At 64.8% G+C, this 20202-nt stretch carries 20 protein-coding genes; 6 read left to right on the top strand and 14 right to left on the bottom strand.

Annotation, left to right across the window (positions count from 1 at the left end; translation table 11 throughout):
- Positions 1-66: 66 nt before the first annotated feature.
- A complete protein-coding gene (locus tag AC4D2Q_RS05860) occupies positions 67-684 on the top strand; it encodes a DUF47 domain-containing protein (protein ID WP_490927540.1) in 618 nt (205 codons plus the stop codon).
- A complete protein-coding gene (locus AC4D2Q_RS05855) occupies positions 685-1698 on the top strand; it encodes an inorganic phosphate transporter (protein WP_490945611.1) in 1014 nt (337 codons plus the stop codon).
- A gap of 55 nt (positions 1699-1753) precedes the next feature.
- Here the strand turns inward: AC4D2Q_RS05855 and pstB are convergent, their stop codons facing one another.
- From pstB to pstS, 4 genes are all read right to left on the bottom strand, one after another.
- Positions 1754-2533: a phosphate ABC transporter ATP-binding protein PstB gene (gene pstB / locus AC4D2Q_RS05850; RefSeq protein WP_490927538.1), complete on the bottom strand. Its 780-nt coding sequence runs from the start codon at positions 2531-2533 to the stop codon at positions 1754-1756.
- A 68-nt stretch (positions 2534-2601) separates the two neighbouring features.
- On the bottom strand, positions 2602-3705 hold the full coding sequence (pstA, locus tag AC4D2Q_RS05845; protein ID WP_490927537.1) for a phosphate ABC transporter permease PstA: 1104 nt from the start codon (positions 3703-3705) through the stop codon (positions 2602-2604).
- Positions 3705-4637, bottom strand: coding sequence for a phosphate ABC transporter permease subunit PstC (gene pstC, locus AC4D2Q_RS05840; protein WP_490927536.1), 933 nt, complete (start codon positions 4635-4637; stop codon positions 3705-3707). The genes pstA and pstC overlap by 1 nt, the downstream gene beginning before the upstream one ends.
- A gap of 148 nt (positions 4638-4785) precedes the next feature.
- Positions 4786-5907 carry a phosphate ABC transporter substrate-binding protein PstS gene (gene pstS, locus AC4D2Q_RS05835; protein WP_490945610.1) on the bottom strand — a complete coding sequence of 374 codons (1122 nt, stop codon included), beginning with the start codon at positions 5905-5907 and terminating at the stop codon, positions 4786-4788.
- A gap of 244 nt (positions 5908-6151) precedes the next feature.
- Here pstS and AC4D2Q_RS05830 point away from each other — a divergent pair, with 244 nt between their 5' ends.
- The 3 genes from AC4D2Q_RS05830 (at position 6152) to disA (ending at position 9923) form a co-directional block, all read left to right on the top strand.
- Positions 6152-7282 (top strand): FUSC family protein, encoded by a 1131-nt coding sequence (locus AC4D2Q_RS05830; protein WP_490945609.1) that lies wholly within the window; start codon positions 6152-6154, stop codon positions 7280-7282.
- 54 nt (positions 7283-7336) lie between these two features.
- Positions 7337-8704: a DNA repair protein RadA gene (gene radA, locus AC4D2Q_RS05825; RefSeq protein ID WP_400929853.1), complete on the top strand. Its 1368-nt coding sequence runs from the start codon at positions 7337-7339 to the stop codon at positions 8702-8704.
- A gap of 142 nt (positions 8705-8846) precedes the next feature.
- Positions 8847-9923 (top strand): DNA integrity scanning diadenylate cyclase DisA, encoded by a 1077-nt coding sequence (gene disA / locus AC4D2Q_RS05820; RefSeq protein ID WP_400929856.1) that lies wholly within the window; start codon positions 8847-8849, stop codon positions 9921-9923.
- A 151-nt stretch (positions 9924-10074) separates the two neighbouring features.
- Here the strand turns inward: disA and AC4D2Q_RS05815 are convergent, their stop codons facing one another.
- Entirely contained in the window at positions 10075-10767 is a 693-nt protein-coding gene (locus tag AC4D2Q_RS05815) for a hypothetical protein (protein WP_490927533.1), read from the bottom strand.
- Positions 10768-10854: 87 nt separating this feature from the next.
- Between AC4D2Q_RS05815 and AC4D2Q_RS05810 the strand changes: the two genes are divergently transcribed.
- On the top strand, positions 10855-11808 hold the full coding sequence (locus AC4D2Q_RS05810) for an HhH-GPD family protein (protein WP_490945608.1): 954 nt from the start codon (positions 10855-10857) through the stop codon (positions 11806-11808).
- 41 nt (positions 11809-11849) lie between these two features.
- On the opposite strand, the gene dhaM is transcribed toward AC4D2Q_RS05810, so the two are convergent.
- From dhaM to lysS, 9 genes are all read right to left on the bottom strand, one after another.
- Complete coding sequence (gene dhaM, locus AC4D2Q_RS05805) at positions 11850-12599, bottom strand: dihydroxyacetone kinase phosphoryl donor subunit DhaM (protein ID WP_490927531.1); 750 nt, start codon at positions 12597-12599, stop codon at positions 11850-11852.
- A complete protein-coding gene (dhaL, locus tag AC4D2Q_RS05800; RefSeq protein WP_490945607.1) occupies positions 12596-13237 on the bottom strand; it encodes a dihydroxyacetone kinase subunit DhaL in 642 nt (213 codons plus the stop codon). The genes dhaM and dhaL overlap by 4 nt, the downstream gene beginning before the upstream one ends.
- 2 nt (positions 13238-13239) lie before the next feature.
- Positions 13240-14238: a dihydroxyacetone kinase subunit DhaK gene (gene dhaK / locus AC4D2Q_RS05795; protein ID WP_490945606.1), complete on the bottom strand. Its 999-nt coding sequence runs from the start codon at positions 14236-14238 to the stop codon at positions 13240-13242.
- A gap of 208 nt (positions 14239-14446) precedes the next feature.
- Complete coding sequence (locus AC4D2Q_RS05790) at positions 14447-14623, bottom strand: CsbD family protein (RefSeq protein WP_104159952.1); 177 nt, start codon at positions 14621-14623, stop codon at positions 14447-14449.
- A 175-nt stretch (positions 14624-14798) separates the two neighbouring features.
- Complete coding sequence (locus AC4D2Q_RS05785) at positions 14799-15314, bottom strand: amino-acid N-acetyltransferase (protein ID WP_490927528.1); 516 nt, start codon at positions 15312-15314, stop codon at positions 14799-14801.
- A gap of 140 nt (positions 15315-15454) precedes the next feature.
- Positions 15455-17962: an ATP-dependent Clp protease ATP-binding subunit gene (locus AC4D2Q_RS05780; RefSeq protein WP_490927527.1), complete on the bottom strand. Its 2508-nt coding sequence runs from the start codon at positions 17960-17962 to the stop codon at positions 15455-15457.
- A 125-nt stretch (positions 17963-18087) separates the two neighbouring features.
- Positions 18088-18414, bottom strand: coding sequence for a histone-like nucleoid-structuring protein Lsr2 (locus AC4D2Q_RS05775; RefSeq protein WP_490927526.1), 327 nt, complete (start codon positions 18412-18414; stop codon positions 18088-18090).
- 101 nt (positions 18415-18515) lie between these two features.
- Entirely contained in the window at positions 18516-18695 is a 180-nt protein-coding gene (locus AC4D2Q_RS05770; protein ID WP_490927525.1) for a hypothetical protein, read from the bottom strand.
- A 5-nt stretch (positions 18696-18700) separates the two neighbouring features.
- Positions 18701-20155, bottom strand: coding sequence for a lysine--tRNA ligase (gene lysS / locus AC4D2Q_RS05765; protein ID WP_490945713.1), 1455 nt, complete (start codon positions 20153-20155; stop codon positions 18701-18703).
- Positions 20156-20202 lie beyond the last annotated feature (47 nt).

Raw genomic sequence — 20202 nt, 5'->3', positions numbered from 1 at the left:
TAGGCTCGTGACCTATTCAGTGCAGGGCCCCAACAGTTCCGCCCCGCAATTCCCGTGGATGCGCCCGTGAGGCTGCGGCTCTTTCCCCAGGAAAATGCCGGGCTTGAACTCCTTTCCCGGATGGCAAGCGTAGTGGTGCGCGGCTCGGGCACCCTCTCCGAGGTGTTAGGCGCCGAACCGGGCGACTATGAGCGTCTTGCAGAGCGCATGCATCAGCTGGATGCCGAATCGACAGACCTGCATTTTGCACTCATGACGCAGATGCGGTCCAGTTTCATCAATCCCCTCCCGCGCGAGGACCTCTACGGACTCTCCCTCACGCTGATGTCCGCGATGGAGAACCTGGACGCAGCGGCTGAAGTCACCTTCCTGTACCGCCTGACCGGCATTTCCGGACGGGCCGCCGAGCAGCTGGAAGTCATTGGCAGGCAGGCAGAGCTGACGGTGGGCGCCATGCGCCGCCTCGCTTCGCTGGAGGACCTGGATGAGTACTGGATTGAAATGCTCAGGCTGGCCAAGCGTTCCGAGCGCACGCACCGGATTTGGATGTCCGAGCTGCTGCGCGACCACAAGCCCCTCACCTATGCACGGCACCGCGACCTTGCCGATCAGCTGGCCGGCACCACTGCCGCCCTGCGCAGCTGCGCGACCGCGGTGGGCGGCATCCTGGTCCGGGAATCCTAGGTGGAGCCGGTACTGCTGGCCGCCGTCGTCCTCTTCGCCGGGGCCTATGCCTTCATCAACGGCTTCCACGACGTCTCCAACTCAGTTGCCACGTCCGTGCGCACCCGGGCACTGACGCCGACCGTCGCCGTCGTTCTCGCATCCATTTTCAACCTGACCGGAGCCCTGCTGAGCACGGCCCTGGCCCTGGTGCTCGCTGACCGGTTCATCCAGCTGCCCGAAGGAACTCCGGGCCTCGGGATCCTGATTGCGGGCCTGCTCGCCGCGTGCGGCTGGGGACTGTGGACCTGGTGGCGGCGCATGCCCTCCTCCTCCACCCATGCCCTCGTGGGCGGCATCGTCGGCTCCGGTGCAGCATCCACGCTGGTGGGCGGGCCAAACATCGCCGAGTCCTACCAGTTGCTTCTGGGCCAGATCGTGCTGCCGCTGCTGCTCTCCCCCGCCATTGCGTTCGCGCTGGCCTACCTGCTGGTCTTTCCCACCACCTGGCTGATGCGCTACAGCGCGCCTCGGCGCGGAGACGCCGGAAACCGGATTGCCCAGTCAGTGTTCACCTCGGCGTTCTCCCTGGGCCACGGAATGCAGGACGGCCAGCGGACCATGGCAGTCATTGTCCTGGGCCTGGCGGCCGCCGGCTACTCCGCTCAGGACGGCGGCATACCCCTCTGGGTTCAGGTCTTCTCCGGCGCCGCGCTGGCCGTGGGCAGCCTGTACGGGGGCTGGCGCATCAGCCACACCCTGGGCAGCCGGTTGGTGCGCATTGATCCCCTGCGCGGCATGAGCGCGACGGCGGCCAGTTCCTCCCTGCTGTTCATGGGCGCCCTGTGGCTGCAGATCCCCCTGTCCAGCACGCAGACCATGACCTCGGCCATTGTGGGCGCCGGCGTCAACCAGCGCTTCTCCACCGTGCGGTTCATTCCGCTGCGGGAAATCCTGGTCACCTGGCTCACCACGGCTCCGGTCACCGCACTGCTGGGCGGCATCCTCTTCCTGGCGCTGAGCCCGCTGCTCTGACTGCCCGGCGCTCCGAGCGTTCGGGCGTTCGGGAGTTCCCAAGTTCCCGGAGCGGTTATCCGAAGCGCCCGGAAACGTAATCCTCAGTGGCCTTCTGGGACGGGTTGCTGAAGATGACCGGAGTATCCGCATACTCGATCAGCTTTCCGGGCTTTCCGGTACCGGCAATGTTGAAGAACGCTGTCTTGTCCGAAACCCGTGCCGCCTGCTGCATGTTGTGGGTCACGATCACCACTGTGTAGTCGCTCTTGAGTTCCTCGATCAGATCCTCGATCGCGAGGGTGGAGATGGGGTCAAGCGCGGAACAGGGTTCGTCCATGAGGATCACCTCGGGTGACACCGCAATGGCACGGGCAATGCACAGCCGCTGCTGCTGGCCGCCCGAAAGACCGGAGCCGGGCTTGTCCAGGCGGTCCCGGACTTCCTTCCACAGGTTGGCGCCGGTGAGGGACTTCTCCACCAGGGCGTCGGCGTCGGACTTGGAAATGCGCTTGTTGTTCAGCTTCACCCCGGCCAGCACGTTGTCCCGGATGGACATGGTGGGAAACGGGTTGGGGCGCTGGAACACCATGCCGATGTGGCTGCGCACGGTGACGGGATCCACGCCGGGTCCGTAGAGGTTCTCGCCGTCCAGCAGGACTTCGCCCTCCACCCGGGCTCCGGGCAGGACTTCGTGCATCCGGTTCAGCGTCCGCAGGAAGGTGGACTTTCCGCAGCCGGAGGGACCGATGAAGGCCGTAACGGAGCGGGCCTCAATGTTGATGTTGACGTTTTCTACGGCCAGGAAGTCGCCGTAGTAGACGTTGAGGTCCTTGACGTCGATTCGCTTGGACATGTGGTTCCTTTGGTTGGGGAGTTTCGGGGCTGCAGGCGGCGTTGTCCTGCGGCGGAGGGGTGGGCCGGTCAGCGTCCGGTCTTCGGCGCGAACAGGCGGGCAATCAGGCGGGCACCCAGGTTCAGCAGCATCACCATGATGATCAGCAGCAGCGCCGCGGCCCAGGCCCGCTGGGTGCTCGGGTCGGTGTTGGTGGGCGAGGTGGGGCTCATCAGCTGCCGGTAAATGTACGTGGGCAGCGTGGTCATCCAGCCGGCAAACACATTCGTGTTGATGGTGTTCACGAAGCCTGCGGTAACCAGCAGCGGCGCCGTCTCGCCGATCACGCGGGCAATGGCCAGGGTGACGCCGGAGGCAATGCCGGAGATCGCCGTCGGCACCACCACCTTGAGGATGGTGCGCCACTTGCGCACGCCCAGCGCGTAGGCGGCTTCACGGAGTTCGTTCGGCACAATTTTAAGCATTTCCTCGGTGGAGCGCACCACCACGGGGATCATCAGGACCGAGAGGGCGACGGCGGCCACAAAGCCGGTGCGCACCCCCGGTCCAAAGACGAGGCCGAAGAAGGCGGCGGCAAAGAGGCCGGCAACGATGGAGGGGATACCGGTCATGACGTCCACGAAGAACGTGATGGCCCGCGACAGCGGTCCTCCGTGGCTGTATTCGACCAGGTAGACGGCGGTGAGCAGGCCGATCGGCACCGAAATAAGGGTGGCCCACAGTGTGATCAGCAGGGTGCCCACAATGCCGTGGTACGCCCCGCCCAGCACCGGGCCGCCGGTCTGCGCGCTGTTGTTGTCCACGGCGCCCGTCATGCCGCCCATGGAAGTGAACAGGAAATCCGGGCTTAGGCCGGGAAGTCCCTTGGCCAGGACCGTGTAGATCACCGAGACCAGGGGAACCAGCGCGAGGAGGAAGGCACCGTAGACCAGGTACATGGCCAGGCGGTCCACTGCCCGCCGCCGGCCTTCCACGACGCCGGTGAGGACGGTGGCCGCAAGCACGAAAACCAGCGCGGTGAAAATGGTGAAGCTGGCGATGCCGAAGCCGGTCAGTGCGGAGAGGGCCGCACCCAGGATCAGTGCCGCACCCAGGACCACCCACACCGCGTAGCGCGGGAGGCGGTTCTTCGTCAGTGTGGCCGGTTGGCGGCTGAGGGTTTGTGTCTGCATCAGTTGGCTCCGGAGAATTCTTTATGGCGGCTGATGATCCAGCGCGCAATCACGTTCACGGCCAGGGTGATCAGGAACAGCACCAGACCCGCTGCAATCAGCTCCGACAGGCGCAAGCCGTAAGCTTCGGGGAAGTTCAGGGCGATTTCCGCGGCGATGGTCTGGTTCCCCGGCCGGATCAGGCTGGCAATCAGCCCGCCGGAGGAAAGAACCAGGGCCACGGCCATCGTCTCACCCAGGGCCCGGCCCAGCCCCAGCATGATGGCGCTGATGACACCCGGACGGGCGAAGGGGAAGACTGCCATCCGGATCATTTCCCAGCGGGTGGCACCCATCGCCAGGGCGGCTTCCTCATGCAGCTTTGGCGTCTGCAGGAAGATTTCCCGGGTCAGGGACGTGATGATCGGCAGCACCATGACGGACAGGACAATTCCCGCCGTCAGCATGGTCTTGCCGGTCTGGCTGGCGGGGCCGGAGAAGATCGGGATCCAGCCGGCGTACTCGGCGAGCCAGGTGTACGGACCCACCAGGGCCGGCGCGAGCACCATCATGCCCCAGGCGCCGTAGACCACCGACGGAATGGCGGCCAGCAGGTCAACAAGGTAGCCCAGGCCCTGGGCCATCCGCCGGGGCGCGTAATGCGAAATGAACAGTGCGACGCCGATTCCCACCGGGGTGGCGATCAGCAGGGCTATGGCTGCGGCGATGACGGTGCCGATGACCAGCGGCCAGATGTAGGTGAAGAAACCCTCGCCTCCGCTGATCTCCGCGGAGCCTGCGGTGAACGTGGGCAGCGCCTGCCAGAGCAGGAACACCGCCACGGAAAACAGGACAAGCAGGATGAGGCAGCCGGCCAGGAGCGTGATTCCGGAGAAAACTTTGTCCCCTGCACGGCCCGCGCCGCCGGTGCCTTCTATGGACTTGCTGGACACTGCACAACCCTTCGGTTCTTCACTGGCAACTACATAAACACTTTACTGACCTGTAATACCGGACCCTGCGGGGTGCGCGGGTCCGCGTGCGGTTCCCGTTTCACTGTCCCATGACCGCCGGGAACTGCGAACCCACGCACCCCCGCAACTACTTTGCGACGGTGATACCGGCCAGTGCGTCCGTTGCCTTTGTGCGCAGGGTCTCAGAGAGGGGTGCGTTTCCGGCCGCCTCCGCCGCGGCTGCCTGGCCTTCTTCGCTGACCACGTAGCTGCCGAAGGCCCGCACCAGATCAACGGTTTCCTGGTCTTCATAGGTGGTGCAGTAAATGTGGTAGCTCACCAGCACCACCGGGTAGACACCGGCTTCCTCGGTGTCACGGTTCAGCTTCATGGCCATATCCCCGGCCGGGCGGCCTGCACCGGTGACCGGCGAGGAGGTTTCCACGGCCTTGGAAGCGGCTTCTGCGCTGATAGGCACATACGTGTCCCCCACCAGGACGCTGGCCTCGCCGAGATCTCCCGCGGCGGAGGCGTCAGCGTACGTGATGGCTCCTTCCGTGGAGGAGACCAGCGAGATGACGCCGCCGGTGCCGGAGGCATTCTCGCCGTTGCCGATCGCCGCCGGCCAGTCACCCGACGCTTTGTCCGTCCAGACCTCCGGCGCTGCGGCAGCAAGGTACTCGGTGAAGTTCTTGGTGGTTCCGGACTCGTCGCCGCGGTGCACGGCAGTGATCGGGGTTGAGGGCAGGTCCACGCCGGTGTTTGCGGCAGCGATGGCCGGGTCATTCCAGGTGGTGATCTCGCCGCGGAAGATTTTCGCAATGGTGGCCGCGTCCAGGTTCAGCTCGGAAATCCCCGCCAGGTTGAACGCCACGGCAATCGGAGACACATACACGGGCAGGTGCAGGGCTCCGTCCGGGCCGCACTTTTCGACGGCTGCAGCCGCTTCGTCGTCGTCGAGATAGGCGTCCGAGCCCGCGAACTGGACACCCCCGGCCAGCAGGGCCTTGCGCCCGGCTCCGGATCCATCCGGGGAATACTGCACCGACGCCTTGGGGTTGGCGGCCGCGAAATCTGCAATCCAGGCCTGCATGGCCGAGTCCTGGGAGGAAGCCCCCGAACCGGAGAGCGTTCCCGTCAGCGTGCTCTCCGACGCCGAGGGCGCACTGCCTTCGGCCGGAGCGGTTGCGCTGTCGCTGCCGCAGGCCGATAAGGCGAGCGCGGCAACCGACAACAGAGCGGCTGAACGGATAATACGAGTTACCGACACGTCTTGCCCCTTTCAAGGGCTCGATTTGCATGGAGCAGGCGCACCGGCACACGCTTCCGGTTCACCGGGACGTCTTGGCGTCCTTCATTGATCGTGGACCGGGAAGGTTAACGAAAGGTGAACGGTGCCAAGCGGCGGAGAAAACTTATCCGCAGCCGCCCCGGGGCGGGGGCAAACGGGCTTGCGCAGCGTCACACTGGCCCTTCGGATGGAGGGGCGGGGCGGGCGGCCCTAGACTAATGGCATGCCCGCACGCGACCGCCTTGCCCAAAGCCGGGGTTTTGTGCGGAACCGTGTCCTTGTGGGGCTTCGGCGCAGCCGGGATTCCATCTTCCCCGCCGTGCAGATGACGGTCTGCGCCGTGGGCGCCTACGGCTTTGCCGAATACATCCTCGGGCACCAGGGCCCGCTTTTCGCCGCCACTGCCGCCCTGATCTCACTGGGGTTTTCGCGGGAACCGCGGACCCGCCGGGTCTTGGAGGTGGGCATCGGCTGCACCCTGGGCATCACCATTGGTGAACTGCTGCTGCATGTGCTGGGCACAGGCCTGTGGCAGGCCGCCGTCGTGCTCTTCATCTCCGTGATGCTGGCCCGGTTCCTGGACCGCGGCGTCATCTTCACCACCCAGCTCGGTCTGCAGTCGCTGCTGGTGGTCCTGCTTCCGGCGCCCGAGGGCGGGGCCTTCACCCGCAGCCTCGACGCGATTGTGGGCGGGACGTTTGCCCTTCTGATCACCATGCTGGCTCCGCGGGACCCCCGGAGGGAGCCCAAATCCAACGTCCGGGATCTGTTGCACGAGCTCTCCGCCGTCCTGCGCCAATGCGCCGATGCCTTGGCCAAAAGTGATTCCACCCTGGCCTGGCACGCGCTGGTCCGTGCCCGCAATACCCAGCCGCAGCTTGATTCGCTGACCCGCAGCGTGCGGGACGCACGCGAGGTTGCCCGCATCTCCCCGGCCTACCGCCGCCATCTGGCCGAGCTGGGTGACCTGCGCGGATCCATCGGTTATCTGGACCTCGCCGTGCGCAACAGCCGGGTTTTCGCCCGCCGCACAACATCGGTGATTAACCACGCGGCACTGGATGACACTGCCATTGAGCGAGTGTCTGAGGCAGTGAACGACACCGCCGACGCCGTGGATATCCTTGCCCGCGCCCTGGCCGGCGCGGAGTCCGCCGGTACCCGGGAAAAGCACCTGCGCCAGGCCCGCAATGAGCTGGCCCTGGTGGGGGCCCAGCTCAATCCCGAACAATTGGGCATCACGGACATTCAGGGGGACGCCCTGGTGATGCTGTTCCGGCCACTGGTGGTTGACCTGCTCGAGTCCACCGGCCTCAGCCACGAGGAAGCGGTGAGCTACCTCTCCCAGGTGTGACCCCCCGGTCCGCCGCGGGCCGGGAGTGTCAGTGCGGCGGGATAGCCTGTTTTTATGGCCACCAAGACTACCCGTGCAAAAACCGCCAACTACCGCTGCGCCGAGTGCGGCTGGACCACGGCCAAATGGGTGGGCCGCTGCGGCGAGTGCCAGGCCTGGGGGACAGTGGAGGAAGCGGGCGAGGTGCTGGCCCGCACCACGGCCGCTGCCACGGTGGCGCGTCCTGCCCAGCGCATCGCCGACGTCGATGCCACCACGGCGGCCTACCAGCCCACCGGCGTCAATGAGCTGGACCGGGTCCTGGGCGGCGGCCTGGTTCCGGGGGCCGTCATCCTGCTCGCCGGCGAACCCGGCGTCGGCAAGTCCACCCTGCTGCTGGACGTGGCCGCCAAGGTCGCAAACCTCGGCCGGAACGTCCTGTATGTCACCGGCGAGGAATCCACCGCACAGGTGAAACTGCGCGCAGAGCGCATCGGAGCGGTGTCCGACTTCCTGTACCTCGGCGCGGAAACCGACCTTGGCCAGGCCCTGGGCCAGGTGGAGCAGGTTGAACCCGGCCTGCTGATTGTCGACTCGGTGCAAACGCTGAGCAGCACGGCTGTGGACGGAAGCGCCGGCGGGGTCAGCCAGGTGCGGGAGGTAGCCGCGTCCCTCATCAACGCCGCCAAAACCCGGAACATGACCACGCTGCTGGTGGGACATGTCACCAAGGACGGGTCCATCGCCGGCCCGCGGCTGCTGGAACACCTCGTGGATGTGGTGTGCCAGTTTGACGGCGACCGCCATTCCCGGCTGCGGCTGCTGCGGGCGGTGAAGAACCGCTACGGACCCACGGACGAGGTGGGTTGCTTTGACCTGACCGAAGACGGGATCGAGGGCCTCGCGGACCCGTCCGGGCTGTTCGTCTCGCGGACCAAGGAGCCGGTCTCCGGCACCTGCATCACCGTGACGCTGGAAGGGAAAAGGCCGCTGGTCGCCGAGGTCCAGGCTCTGCTGGCCGAAACCAGCAACTCGCAGGCCCGCCGCGCCACCAGCGGGCTGGATTCATCCCGTGTTGCCATGCTCCTGGCGGTGCTGCAGCAGCGCGCGTCCATGAACCTGGCCAAGGATGACAGCTATGTGGCCACGGTGGGCGGGGTCAAGCTCAGCGAACCTGCAACGGATTTGGCCGTGGCGCTGGCCGTGGCCTCCGCCAAAATGAACAAGCCCCTGCCCGCCCAGCTCATCGCCTTCGGCGAGGTTGGCCTGGCCGGAGAGGTTCGACCGATTCCCGGCATTGCCCGGCGGATCCAAGAAGCTGAACGCCTCGGTTTCACCCATGCGGTGGTGCCGGCCTCCCCCAACGGTCCGGTGGCGGTTCCTGCCGGGTTCAAGGTCCGGGAAGTGTCAACCCTCACGGAGGCCCTGGAACTGTTGTTCTAGATCCTTGCGTGCGGCGCCACGCGGCCGGGCCCGGAGGGCACAAAAGTGGCCATTGTCCCCTGCAGGACCACTACTATAGGGAAGTGTCTGTGCATTGTCCGCCCAGAACGTTCGTGGGCCCGACGGCCGGAAGGAAGTGACCATGGCGCGCACACCCGAAGATGCACTGAAGGCCACTTTGGCGCGGGTAGCACCCGGAACAGATCTGCGCGATGGCTTGGAACGCATCCTGCGCGGCCGCACCGGCGCCCTGATCGTTTTGGGTTTTGACCGCACCGTTGATTCCATCTGCTCCGGCGGCTTCGATATCGGCATTGACTTTTCCCCAACGCGGCTTCGTGAACTGGCCAAGATGGACGGTGCGATTGTTTGCGACAAGGATGCCAAGTCCATTCTCCGGGCGGCGGTCCAGCTGGTTCCCGACCACAAAATCGAGACGCATGAATCCGGCACCCGGCACCGTACCGCGGAGCGCGTGGCCATTGAAACCGGTTTTCCGGTCATCTCGGTCAGCCAGTCCATGCAGATCATCCAGCTGTACGTAGGCGGACTGCGCCACGTCCTGGAAGGGTCCGAGCCCGTGCTGGCGCGCGCCAATCAGGCACTGGCCACCCTGGAGCGCTACCGCGCCCGGCTGGACCAGGTCACCAACTCCCTCTCCGCCCTGGAAATCGAAGCGATGGTCACTGTCCGTGATGTGGCTGTCACCCTGCAGCGCCAGGAAATGGTCCGCCGGATTTCCGAGGAAATCTCCCAGTACGTCCTGGAACTCGGCGTGGACGGCCGCCTGCTCTCACTGCAGCTCGAAGAACTCACCGCCGGACTGGGCCCGGGCAGCGAGATGATCGTGCGGGACTACGCAGATTTGCAGGACGGCAGCCAGCGGCCCGAGGAACAGGTGGCCACGCTGCAGAACCTCAGCTCCTCCGACATGGTTGACCTGAGCAAGATTGCCGCCGTCGTGGGCTTCCAGCCCGGACAGGACTCCCTCGAAGCTGTGGTCCAGCCGCGCGGCTACCGCTTGCTCAGCAATATCAAGTCCGTGCCGCCGGCCGTCTCCAACCGTCTCGTGGACCACTTTGGCGGGCTGCAGAACCTGATGGCCGCCAACATCGAAGACCTGATGACGGTGGACGGCATTGGTGAACAGCGGGCGCGTACGGTGCGCGAAGGCCTTTCCCGCATTGCGGAGACCAGCCTTCTTGACCGGTTTATGTAACTGACGGCTTTGTCTAACTGCCCGGGTTGTCTATCTGCCCGGGTTATCCAGCTGACGGGCGGGTAGCCCGAGGCTCTATCCGGCCGCCGGCAGCACACTGCCCCATGCTGCCGAGGCAGCCACCGGCAGCGCAGCGGCCCCCGGGAAGCGGCTATTCCAGCTCGAAGGTGGTTCGTTCGCTGCTGATCTCCCCCAGGCGTGCCGTGAACGCGTAGGTTCCCGGACCGGGCTTGCTGGACACATCCGTGCAGCCCTCGGTTGACCGCTGGCGGTCCCAGGTGAACTTGGCCGTTTCCACACTGTTGGGCTTTACCGTCTTCAGCAGGTCCTCACCGCGCTGCTGGCAATCTGCCGAGGAGAAAATCCGGTCAGGACCGCTGGTGACAATGAATTCCATCTGGCTGGTTCCCAGGTTGACCTGGCACGGCTCGGTTCCGGTGTTGGTAACAGTCAGGGTCAGCACGGGGCTGACCTGCGACGAGTAGCTCAGCGCGTCCGTGGTAGCGCTGACGCCCACGGATGCAGCCGGGCACAGTGCTGCCGCGGAGGCCGTTTCCGTCGGTTTCGCCGACTTTGAAGGCGTTGCTGCAGGAGCCGGGGTCGCCGCCGGCGTTTTTTCGGCACCGGGATCAGTGCTGGCAGGTACGGGGGCAGCAGACTCTGTGCCGGTGGTGTCCGAGGCAACGGCGTCGTCCCCCCGCAGCGCATTCACCACGGTGACGATGCCCGTGACAATGCCGATGACAACCAGCAGCGCAAGTACTCCGGCGACGATTCTGCGGCGCCGGTAAACAGCCGGACTAGGGCGTCCGGGTGCCTGATGTGATGATCCATTCCCAACCATGCCTTAAGGCTAGGTAACCGGCTCCGGATTACCTGCCGCACCACGCCGGTTAGTAGAGTATTGGTGGTCATAACCGAGGGAGATTGCATGGAACCGGGCCTGCAGACGGCACCGCAGCTGCATACGGAGATCATTAGCTGGTTCACCGCCAATGCACGCGATCTTCCCTGGCGGCGCCGGGAGTGCACTCCCTGGGGTGTTTTCGTCAGTGAAATCATGTTGCAGCAGACGCCGGTGGTCCGGGTTCTTCCGGTATGGGAACAGTGGATGCAGCGCTGGCCCACCCCTGCCGCGCTGGCTGCAGAGGCCAGCGGAGAGGCGGTCCGTGCCTGGGGTCGGCTGGGGTATCCCCGCCGGGCCCTGCGGCTTCATGCCGCAGCTTCGGCCATGACAGAACGCTTTGCCGGCGCGGTTCCGGATACCCATGCTGAACTCCTGACCCTGCCCGGCGTCGGCAATTACACCGCAGCCGCCGTCGCCGCCTTTGCTTTCGGCCGCCGGGAAGCGGTGGTGGACACCAATATTCGCCGGGTCCATGCCCGCGCGCTCACCGGCAAGGCCCTCCCATCGCCGGCGCTCACCGCTGCAGAGATGCGGCTGGCCGTTGAGCTGCTGCCCGCCGATGAGACCGCATCAGTTGCCTGGAACGCCTCCGTCATGGAACTCGGCGCCCTGGTCTGCACGGCAAGGTCTCCCAAGTGCGAAATCTGCCCCGTGCGCCGGCACTGCGCCTGGGTGGCCGCCGGACAGCCGGCTCCCGACTACGTGCCCAAGGGGCAGGCGTGGGCCGGCACGGACCGCCAGGTGCGCGGCGCCGTCATGGCCGTGCTGCGCTCTGCCCGCAGCCCGGTGCTTCGCAGCCTGCTGCTGGGTCCGGTGGATCTGGCGACGGCCGAAGCGGACGCAGACCCCGATCTGGCGGCACTGGCGAAGCTCCACGCACTGCAGGCTCCCGCAGCGCAGCTGGAACGCGCAGTTGCCGGCCTCCTGGCGGACAAGCTCGCCGAAGAGAACGACGGCGGCCTCCAGCTTCCCGCCTGACCCGGCCGGACCTGCTGACCCGGCCGGACCTGCGCGAACGGCTAAATCTCCCCGAAACCGTTGCGCACTTCCAGGGCCATGATGTCCACGGCGCGGGCGGCGTCGGGGCCGCGGGCGGTCAGGGTCAGGGTTTGACCCTGACCCAGGCCCAGCGTCATCAGCATCATCACGGACTTGGCGTCCACGCCGTTGATGCGGACTTCGGCGTCCAGATCGGACATTGCCTGCGCGACGGCGGCGGCCGGGCGCGCGTGCAGGCCCGCCGGGTTGATGAGCTCCCAGGAGCCGGTGTGGACACCCGCATCGGCGGGATCCAGGTCATCCTCCATCGCATCGGCTTCGTCGGATGCATCCGTCGTCTGCACGCCGGGCGCGTTTGCGGTGCTGTTCGCGGCTCCCGCGGACGGTGGAAGGTGTCCGGCAGCCTCAGCTTCCTGAAGGACGGCCATGAGGGCCCTGCCGCTCTGTGCAGCCACGGCGGCTGCCACTGTCCCCTCCACCAGAGGTGCATCCGCGAGCCGGACGCGGGCGCGCTGGTCGTCGTCGAGGAATTCCACTGCCGTTTCAGCGGTCATCACGGCGGACCCAAGGTCGGCCAGCAACAGGACGCCTTCGCCTGTGTCCGCGGCGGCAATTGCAGTCTGAATCTTCTCCAGGCTGGTGCCAATACCGCCGTCATCGGTGCCGCCGGCCGGTTCAAGCCTCACATCACGCGCCATCTGTGCCGCCAGCTCACGGACACCCTCCGCCAGCTTGGCGCTGTGGGAAACAATCACCAGTCCAACACTCATGCGTCCTCTTCCGCCGTTTCCGCCGCCGCCTGCAGGATCAGCACAGTGGATGCGGCGCCCGGATCCAGGTGCCCGGCACTGCGTTCTCCGAGGTAGCTGGCCCGTCCTTTGCGGGCAATGAGCGGTTCCGTCCCGGCCAGTCCTGCGTCAGCAGCATTGGCGGCGGCTGCCAGCACTTCCTTAGGTCCGGCGTGGGCATCCGCCGCTGTCCCGGCCGCCTCAACTGCGGGGGTCCAGGCGTCCACCATGGTCTTGTCTCCGGGCTCCGCTTTACCCCGGGCCACAATGCCGTCCCGTGCTGCCGTCAGGACGGCGACGACGGCGGCGGGGTCAAGTTCAGTGGCCGGTCCCGCGGCGGTGGAGGCCCGCAGGAAGGCTGTCCCGTACAGCGGGCCGGCCGCCCCGCCCACCTTCGACATCAGGGTCATTGCGGCCAGTTTCAGGACTTGGCCCGGAGTTTCCGGAATTCCGTCCGCCTCCAGCTTCTCCACCACCGCAGAGAAGCCCCGGTCCATGTTTTCTCCGTGGTCCGCATCGCCTATGTCCCGGTCAAGATTGATCAGGCGCTGCCGGTTTTCCGCCATCGCGGCGGCGCTGGCCCGCATCCAATCTGCTGCCCACTGCGCATCAAGTGCCATGGTCAAACCCCCCACCGCATGGCCGGAGTATTCACCGGCGAGTCCCAAAGTTCCATCATTTCCTCATCCAGCCGCAGCACCGTCACGGAAGCTCCCTGCATGTCCAGGGCCGTGATGTAGTTGCCCACCAGCGATCGTTCAACGCGGATTCCGCGCTCGGCCAGCACTTCCGCTGCCCGGCGGTACACGATGTAAAGCTCGCTGAGCGGAGTGCCGCCCATGCCGTTGACGAAGAGGAGCACCGGTTCGCCCTCCAGTGCGCCCAGATCCTGCAGGACGGGTTCCAGCAGCTGGTCCGTGATGGTGTCCGCGTCTGCCATGGGCATCCGCCGCCGTCCGGGTTCGCCGTGGATTCCGACCCCCAGCTCGATTTCATTGTCCTCGAGGGTAAAGCTGGGCTCACCGGCGTGGGGAACCGTGCACGGTGCCAGCGCCACTCCCATGGACCGGACGTTCGCATTGACGCGTTCGGCCACTGCGGTCACCTGCTCCAGGGAATCGCCCCGCTCAGCTGCGCCGCCGGCGATCCGTTCCACCAGCACGGTTCCCGCCACCCCGCGGCGGCCTGCCGTGTACAGCGAGTCTTCCACCGCGACGTCGTCGTTCACCACCACAGTGGCTACCGTGACGCCCTCCGCCTGCGCCAGTTCCGCCGCGGTTTCAAAGTTCAGGATGTCCCCGGTGTAATTCTTCACGATCAGCAGGACCCCGGCTCCGGTATCCGTTTCCGTGATGGCCGGGAGAATTTGGTCCGGCGTGGGTGAGGTGAACACCGCGCCGGGCACCGCGGCGTCCAGCATGCCCCGGCCCACGTAACCGCTGTGCAGGGGTTCATGGCCGCTGCCTCCGCCGGAGACCAGGGACACCTTGCCCTGCGAGGGTTCCCGGCGCAGAACGAGGTCCGGATCCTGATGCACCCGGACCAGATGGGGATGAGCCAGTCCGAATCCGGCGAGGGATTCGGAGACGACTCTGCGCGGATCATTGATCAGCTTCTTCATTCGTGAGCAGCTCCTTCGGCGCAGCGCCCGTGCGGTGCAGCGCACCGGCCCGGGTCAGACATGGATCAGGGCATGTTTTGCGAGTGCTTCCGACCCTACCCCCGACTGGAGTCGCTGGACAGGCTGCCCGCAAGCTCGGGTTAAACAGGTGTGGGAGAGGCATTACGCCTCTCCCACACCTTTTCAGGACGCTGTTGTCCTGCGGGTCCTACTTACCCTTGAAAGCATCCTTGATGTTTTCGCCGGCCTGCTTGGCACTGCCCTTGGCCTGGTCGCCGTGTCCTTCAGCTTCCATGCTCTCGTTGCCGGTGGCCTTTCCAAGACCTTCCTTGACCTTGCCGCCAAGCTTCTCGGCTGAATTCTGCACCTTGTCATCTGCGCCCATAATAGGATCCCGCTTTCTGATCGTGGTCCCTCCGCCGGAAATACTGCCGGAATCAGAACCTTGTGTGATGCTCAGTACCCTGAGCTTATCCACGCCAAAGCGCAAAAGACCAGCCGGAGTCCATCGGTTTCCCTTATTGCGAACACGCACTTTAGGCCTGCCGGCCGAAAAACGGCTATAGGCTGCGGATCATTCGGGTGTTCCCGAGCGTATTTGGCTTAACCCGGGCGAGGTCCAGGAATTCCGCAACTCCCTCGTCATGGGAGCGCAGCAGTTCCGAATAAACCTCCGGATCGACTGCAGACTGATTGGCCATCACCTCAAAGCCGTGGCGGCGGAAAAAATCCACTTCAAAAGTCAGGCAGAACACCCGGTCCACACCAATTTCAGACGCTTCGGCCAGCAGGGCTTCGAGCAGGACGTGGCCGACCCCGCGGCCTCGCCACCGGGCGTCCGTCGCCAGGGTCCGGACCTCTGCAAGGTCTTCCCACATCACATGCAGCGCACCGCAGCCAATCACTGCGCCGTCGGGCCCAACAGCCACCCGAAACTCCTGCAGCCCCTCGTAATAGGCCACTGCTTCCTTTGCGACCAGGATCCGGTCAGCGGCCAGCGGCGCCACGAGGGAGCGGATCAGGGGAACATCTGAGGTACGGGCACGCCGAACTGTGATGGTAGTCGCGGAAGTCACCGGCCCAGTCTAGGACTGTGCGGGACGCAGACGGAAAAATGCTTCGCCGGCGACGCAACAGAAGGGGCCGGCACATGCGGAAGGACCCGGCGGGCTGAGTGCCCGCCGGGTCCTTCCGCATTATTCAAGCGCTGCGCGGCTTAGTCGCCGACGCCGGCCTCAATCGCCGAGGGTGCTTCCTCGATGGCCTTGGGCGCACCGTGACCCACGAACGTGAAGGTGGCGTCGTCCCCTTCGCCCTCCACATCCACGGATACCAGTTCGCCGGGCTTGAGATCCCCGAACAGGATCTTCTCGGAGAGCTGGTCCTCGATCTCGCGCTGGATGGTCCGGCGCAGCGGCCGGGCACCCATGGCGGGATCGTAGCCGCGCGTGGCCAGCAGTTCCTTGGCCGCGGGGGTCAGCTCGATGGTCATTCCCTTGTCCGCCAGGCGCTTGCCGAGGCGTTCCAGGAACAGGTCCACGATCTGAACGATCTCGTCCTGCGTGAGCTGCGGGAACACCACCGTGTCATCGACACGGTTGAGGAATTCGGGGCGGAAGTGCTGACGCAGCTCTTCCGTGACCCGGGCCCGCATCCGGTCGTAACCGGTCTTGGTGTCCGTGCCGGACTGGAAACCGGTGGAGACGCTCTTGGAGATGTCCCGGGTTCCCAGGTTGGTGGTCATGATGATGATGGTGTTCTTGAAGTCCACCACCCGGCCCTGGCTGTCGGTCAGGCGGCCGTCTTCGAGGATCTGCAGCAGCGAGTTGAACAGGTCAGCGTGGGCCTTCTCAACTTCGTCGAACAGCACCACGGAGAACGGACGGCGGCGGACCTTTTCGGTCAGCTGCCCGCCTTCTTCGTAGCCGACGTAGCCCGGAGGGGCACCGAAGAGCCGGGAAACTGTGTGCTTCTCGGAGTATTCGGACATGTCCAGGGTGATCAGCGCGTCTTCGTCCCCGAAGAGGAATTCCGCCAGCGCCTTGGCAAGCTCCGTCTTACCCACACCGGTGGGACCGGCGAAGATGAAGGAACCGCCCGGACGCTTGGGGTCCTTAAGTCCGGCCCGCGTACGGCGCATGGCCTGCGAGATGGACTTGATGGCCTGGTCCTGACCGATGACGCGCTTGTGCAGCTCGTCTTCCATCTTGAGCAGGCGCGTGGATTCTTCTTCGTTGAGCTTGACCACGGGGATGCCGGTGGAATTGGCGAGCACCTCGGCGATGAGTTCTTCATCCACCTCGGCAATGTCATCCAGTCCCCCGGACTTCCACTGGCGCTCCTTTTCCGCCCGCTGGTCATGGAGCTTCTGCTCCTTGTCCCGCAGGGAGGCGGCGCCTTCGAAGTCCTGGGAATCGATGGCCGATTCCTTTTCCAGCTTCAGCGCGGAAATACGCTCGTCGATCTCCTTGAGCTCCGGCGGAGCGGTCATGCGGCGGATGCGCAGCCGGGCACCGGCTTCGTCAATCAGGTCGATGGCCTTGTCCGGAAGGAAGCGGTCGCTGATGTACCGCTCTGCCAGGGTGGCCGCCGATGTCAGCGCAGCATCCGTGATGGACACGCGGTGGTGCGCTTCGTAGCGGTCCCGCAGGCCCTTGAGGATCTCGATGGAGTGGGCAACGGAAGGCTCGTTGACCTGGATCGGCTGGAAACGCCGTTCGAGGGCTGCGTCCTTCTCAATGTGCTTGCGGTACTCATCAAGCGTGGTGGCACCAATGGTCTGCAGCTCGCCTCGGGCCAGCATCGGCTTCAGGATGGATGCTGCGTCGATGGCGCCTTCGGCGGCACCGGCACCCACAAGGGTGTGGATCTCATCGATGAAGAGGATGATGTCGCCGCGGGTGCGGATTTCCTTGAGGACCTTCTTCAGGCGTTCCTCAAAGTCACCGCGGTAGCGGGATCCGGCGACGAGCGAACCCAGGTCAAGGGTGTACAGCTGCTTGTCACGGATGGTCTCCGGAACATCGCCGCGCACGATCGCCTGGGCCAGGCCCTCGACAACCGCGGTCTTGCCGACGCCGGGCTCACCAATCAGAACAGGGTTGTTCTTGGTACGGCGGGACAGGACCTGCATGACACGTTCCATCTCATGCTCGCGCCCGATGACGGGATCAAGCTTGGATTCGCGTGCAGCCTGTGTCAGGTTGCGGCCGAACTGGTCCAGCACCACCGAACCGGCGGGCTGGCCTTCCTGCTGCTGGCCGCCCGAGCTGACAGGCTCCTTGCCCTGGTAACCGGAGAGCAGCTGGATAACCTGCTGGCGCACCCGGTTCAGGTCCGCTCCCAGCTTGACGAGGACCTGTGCGGCCACGCCTTCGCCTTCGCGGATCAGGCCGAGCAGGATGTGCTCGGTTCCAATGTAGTTGTGGCCAAGCTGCAGGGCTTCCCGGAGGGAAAGCTCAAGCACCTTCTTGGCACGGGGGGTGAAGGGGATATGGCCGGACGGGGCCTGCTGGCCCTGACCGATGATCTCCTGCACCTGCTCACGCACGGCACCCAGTGAAATACCCAGGGATTCAAGGGCCTTAGCTGCGACACCTTCGCCCTCATGAATGAGCCCGAGCAGGATGTGCTCGGTGCCGATGTAGTTGTGGTTGAGCATGCGAGCCTCTTCTTGGGCAAGCACGACAACGCGACGGGCACGGTCGGTAAATCTTTCAAACATGAGGCACACTCCTAGCTAACGCGTAATTCGATGCTACGTGTCCTGCGCGTGCTTAAGGAGCGTGTTCGCCCAAGGCGTGACCAAGGTGCTCCAACTGGGGGCCCCCAGACCCCCAGCCCCGGGTGTTAGCCCTGGGCTGCGCGGTAAGCCTCGATGATTTCGCTGTTCACGCGGCCGCGTTCGGACACGGTGTACCCGTTGTTGCGGGCCCACTCGCGGATCTGGGCTGCTTCATTGCTCCGCGCAGCACCTGCAGCACGGGGACGGCCCGTGCGGCCGCCCACCTTGCGGCCGGCATCAACGTAGGGCTTCAGGGCTGCACGAAGATTCTTTGCATTGTCTTTTGACAGGTCGATCTCGTACTGGGATCCGTCAAGACCAAACCGTACGGTCTCATCCGCACTTCCAGCATCGAGGTCATCGACCAGAATGATATTTACCTTTTGCGCCACGACAGGCTCCTAAGCAGTTTAAACCGGGAAAACGAGAATGAGACCACTTAGAGTATGGCGCAAATTCGAATCCCTCGTCAAAGCGTAGGAGCCAAATTTAATTACTTTTCTTTTTCCGGGGCGCCACTACTTGTATCGCGGTCAGCCGCAAGGTCGGCCTCCCGTTCCGCTTCAGCCAGCGCCTTTCGCTCTGACCGGTCCACATTCAGCAGCGCCTTCATCACAAAATAGAAAAGTGCTGCAACACACACTGAAGGCAGTAGGACTTCCACGTATTCCATAGTCTCTAACCCATTTCCGGCTTCAGGAGAGGGAACAGAATTGTTTCCCGGATTCCTGTATTCGTGAAAAGCATCACTAAACGGTCAATTCCCAGGCCGATGCCGCCCATGGGCGGTGCTCCGTATTCAAGGGCCCGCAGGAAGTCTTCGTCCAGCGCCATGGCTTCTTCATCGCCGCCGGCGGCCCGGAGGGACTGCTCGGTGAGGCGCTCACGCTGGATTACCGGGTCAATGAGCTCCGAGAATGCCGTGCCGCGCTCCATGCCGCCGATGATGAGGTCCCAGGCCTCGATCAGGCGGGGATCGTCGCGGTTGGGCCGTGCCAGGGGCTGGGCGGAGGGCGGGTAGTCATAGACGAATGTCGGCTGGATCAGCGTGGGCTCAACGATTTCGCCGAAGAGTTCAACCACGAGCTTCTCGGCATCCCACTTGGGATCCACCTTGACGGAGTGCTTTTCCGCAATGCCGCGCAGCGTCTCAAGATCGGTTTCAGGGGTGACTTCCACGCCCACGGCCTCGGAAAGGCCCGGATAGACGGACAGCCACTTCCATTCACCGTCCAGGTCAATGGTGCCGGCCTCGGTTTCAATTTGCCGGCTGCCCACCAGATCGGCGCAGTGCAGGATGATTTCCTTGATGCGGTCCGCCATCACATACTGGTCCGCATACGCTTCATAGCATTCCAGCGTGGTGAATTCGGGGCTGTGGGTGGAATCCACTCCCTCATTGCGGAAAATGCGGCCGAGCTCGAAAACCCGCTCAATGCCGCCGACCACCGCACGCTTGAGGTACAGCTCGGTGGCGATCCGCAGGGTCATCTTCTGATCAAAGGCGTTCAAGTGCGTTTCGAACGGACGCGCTGCGGCGCCGCCGTGAACCAGCTGCAGCATGGGGGTTTCCACTTCCACGTAACCGTGGCCGTGGAGAGTGTCCCGGACACCGCGGATAATGGCTGCCCGCTTGTAAACCATGTCCCGGGCTTCCTCGCGGACCATGAGATCCACATAGCGCTGACGGACGCGGGTTTCTTCGTTCAGACCGGCGTGCAGCACGGGCAGGGGACGCAGCGCCTTGGAGGCCATGGACCAGGAGTCGGCCATGATGGAGAGCTCGCCGCGGCGGGAGGAAATCACTTCACCCCGGACAAAGACATGGTCGCCGAGGTCAACCAGCGCCTTCCAGTCGGCAAGTGCCTCTTCGCCAATAACGGCCAGGCTCAGCATGGCCTGGACGCGGGTTCCGTTGCCCTCCTGAAGGGTCGCGAAGCATAGCTTGCCGGTGTTGCGGACAAAGACGACGCGGCCGGTAACGCCTACGGTTTCACCGCTCGTTTCATCGGCGGCCAGGTGTCCGAACTTCTCCCGTATTTCTTTAAGGGAATGCGTGCGTTCCACGCCCACCGGGTAGGCCTCATCGCCCCGGGCGATGAGACGAGCGCGTTTTTCGGCGCGGATGCGCATCTGCTCGGAGGTGTCGGCTGCTTCGGGAACGGGATTAGGTGTGGTCA

This window comes from Arthrobacter sp. TJ-178 (genome assembly GCF_058269275.1).
Note: the sequence above shows the minus strand (reverse complement) of the source record. Positions and strands in the feature narration are given on the sequence as shown.

Coding starts and splice junctions, on each gene's coding strand:
- pstB (WP_490927538.1), bottom strand. CDS start 2,533: ATGTCCAAGCGAATCGACGTCAAGGACCTCAACGTCTACTACGGCGAC.
- pstA (WP_490927537.1), bottom strand. CDS start 3,705: ATGCAGACACAAACCCTCAGCCGCCAACCGGCCACACTGACGAAGAAC.
- AC4D2Q_RS05830 (WP_490945609.1), top strand. CDS start 6,152: ATGCCCGCACGCGACCGCCTTGCCCAAAGCCGGGGTTTTGTGCGGAAC.
- radA (WP_400929853.1), top strand. CDS start 7,337: ATGGCCACCAAGACTACCCGTGCAAAAACCGCCAACTACCGCTGCGCC.
- disA (WP_400929856.1), top strand. CDS start 8,847: ATGGCGCGCACACCCGAAGATGCACTGAAGGCCACTTTGGCGCGGGTA.
- AC4D2Q_RS05815 (WP_490927533.1), bottom strand. CDS start 10,767: ATGGTTGGGAATGGATCATCACATCAGGCACCCGGACGCCCTAGTCCG.
- AC4D2Q_RS05810 (WP_490945608.1), top strand. CDS start 10,855: ATGGAACCGGGCCTGCAGACGGCACCGCAGCTGCATACGGAGATCATT.
- dhaM (WP_490927531.1), bottom strand. CDS start 12,599: ATGAGTGTTGGACTGGTGATTGTTTCCCACAGCGCCAAGCTGGCGGAG.
- dhaL (WP_490945607.1), bottom strand. CDS start 13,237: ATGGCACTTGATGCGCAGTGGGCAGCAGATTGGATGCGGGCCAGCGCC.
- dhaK (WP_490945606.1), bottom strand. CDS start 14,238: ATGAAGAAGCTGATCAATGATCCGCGCAGAGTCGTCTCCGAATCCCTC.
- AC4D2Q_RS05790 (WP_104159952.1), bottom strand. CDS start 14,623: ATGGGCGCAGATGACAAGGTGCAGAATTCAGCCGAGAAGCTTGGCGGC.
- AC4D2Q_RS05780 (WP_490927527.1), bottom strand. CDS start 17,962: ATGTTTGAAAGATTTACCGACCGTGCCCGTCGCGTTGTCGTGCTTGCC.
- AC4D2Q_RS05770 (WP_490927525.1), bottom strand. CDS start 18,695: ATGGAATACGTGGAAGTCCTACTGCCTTCAGTGTGTGTTGCAGCACTT.
- lysS (WP_490945713.1), bottom strand. CDS start 20,155: ATGCGCATCCGCGCCGAAAAACGCGCTCGTCTCATCGCCCGGGGCGAT.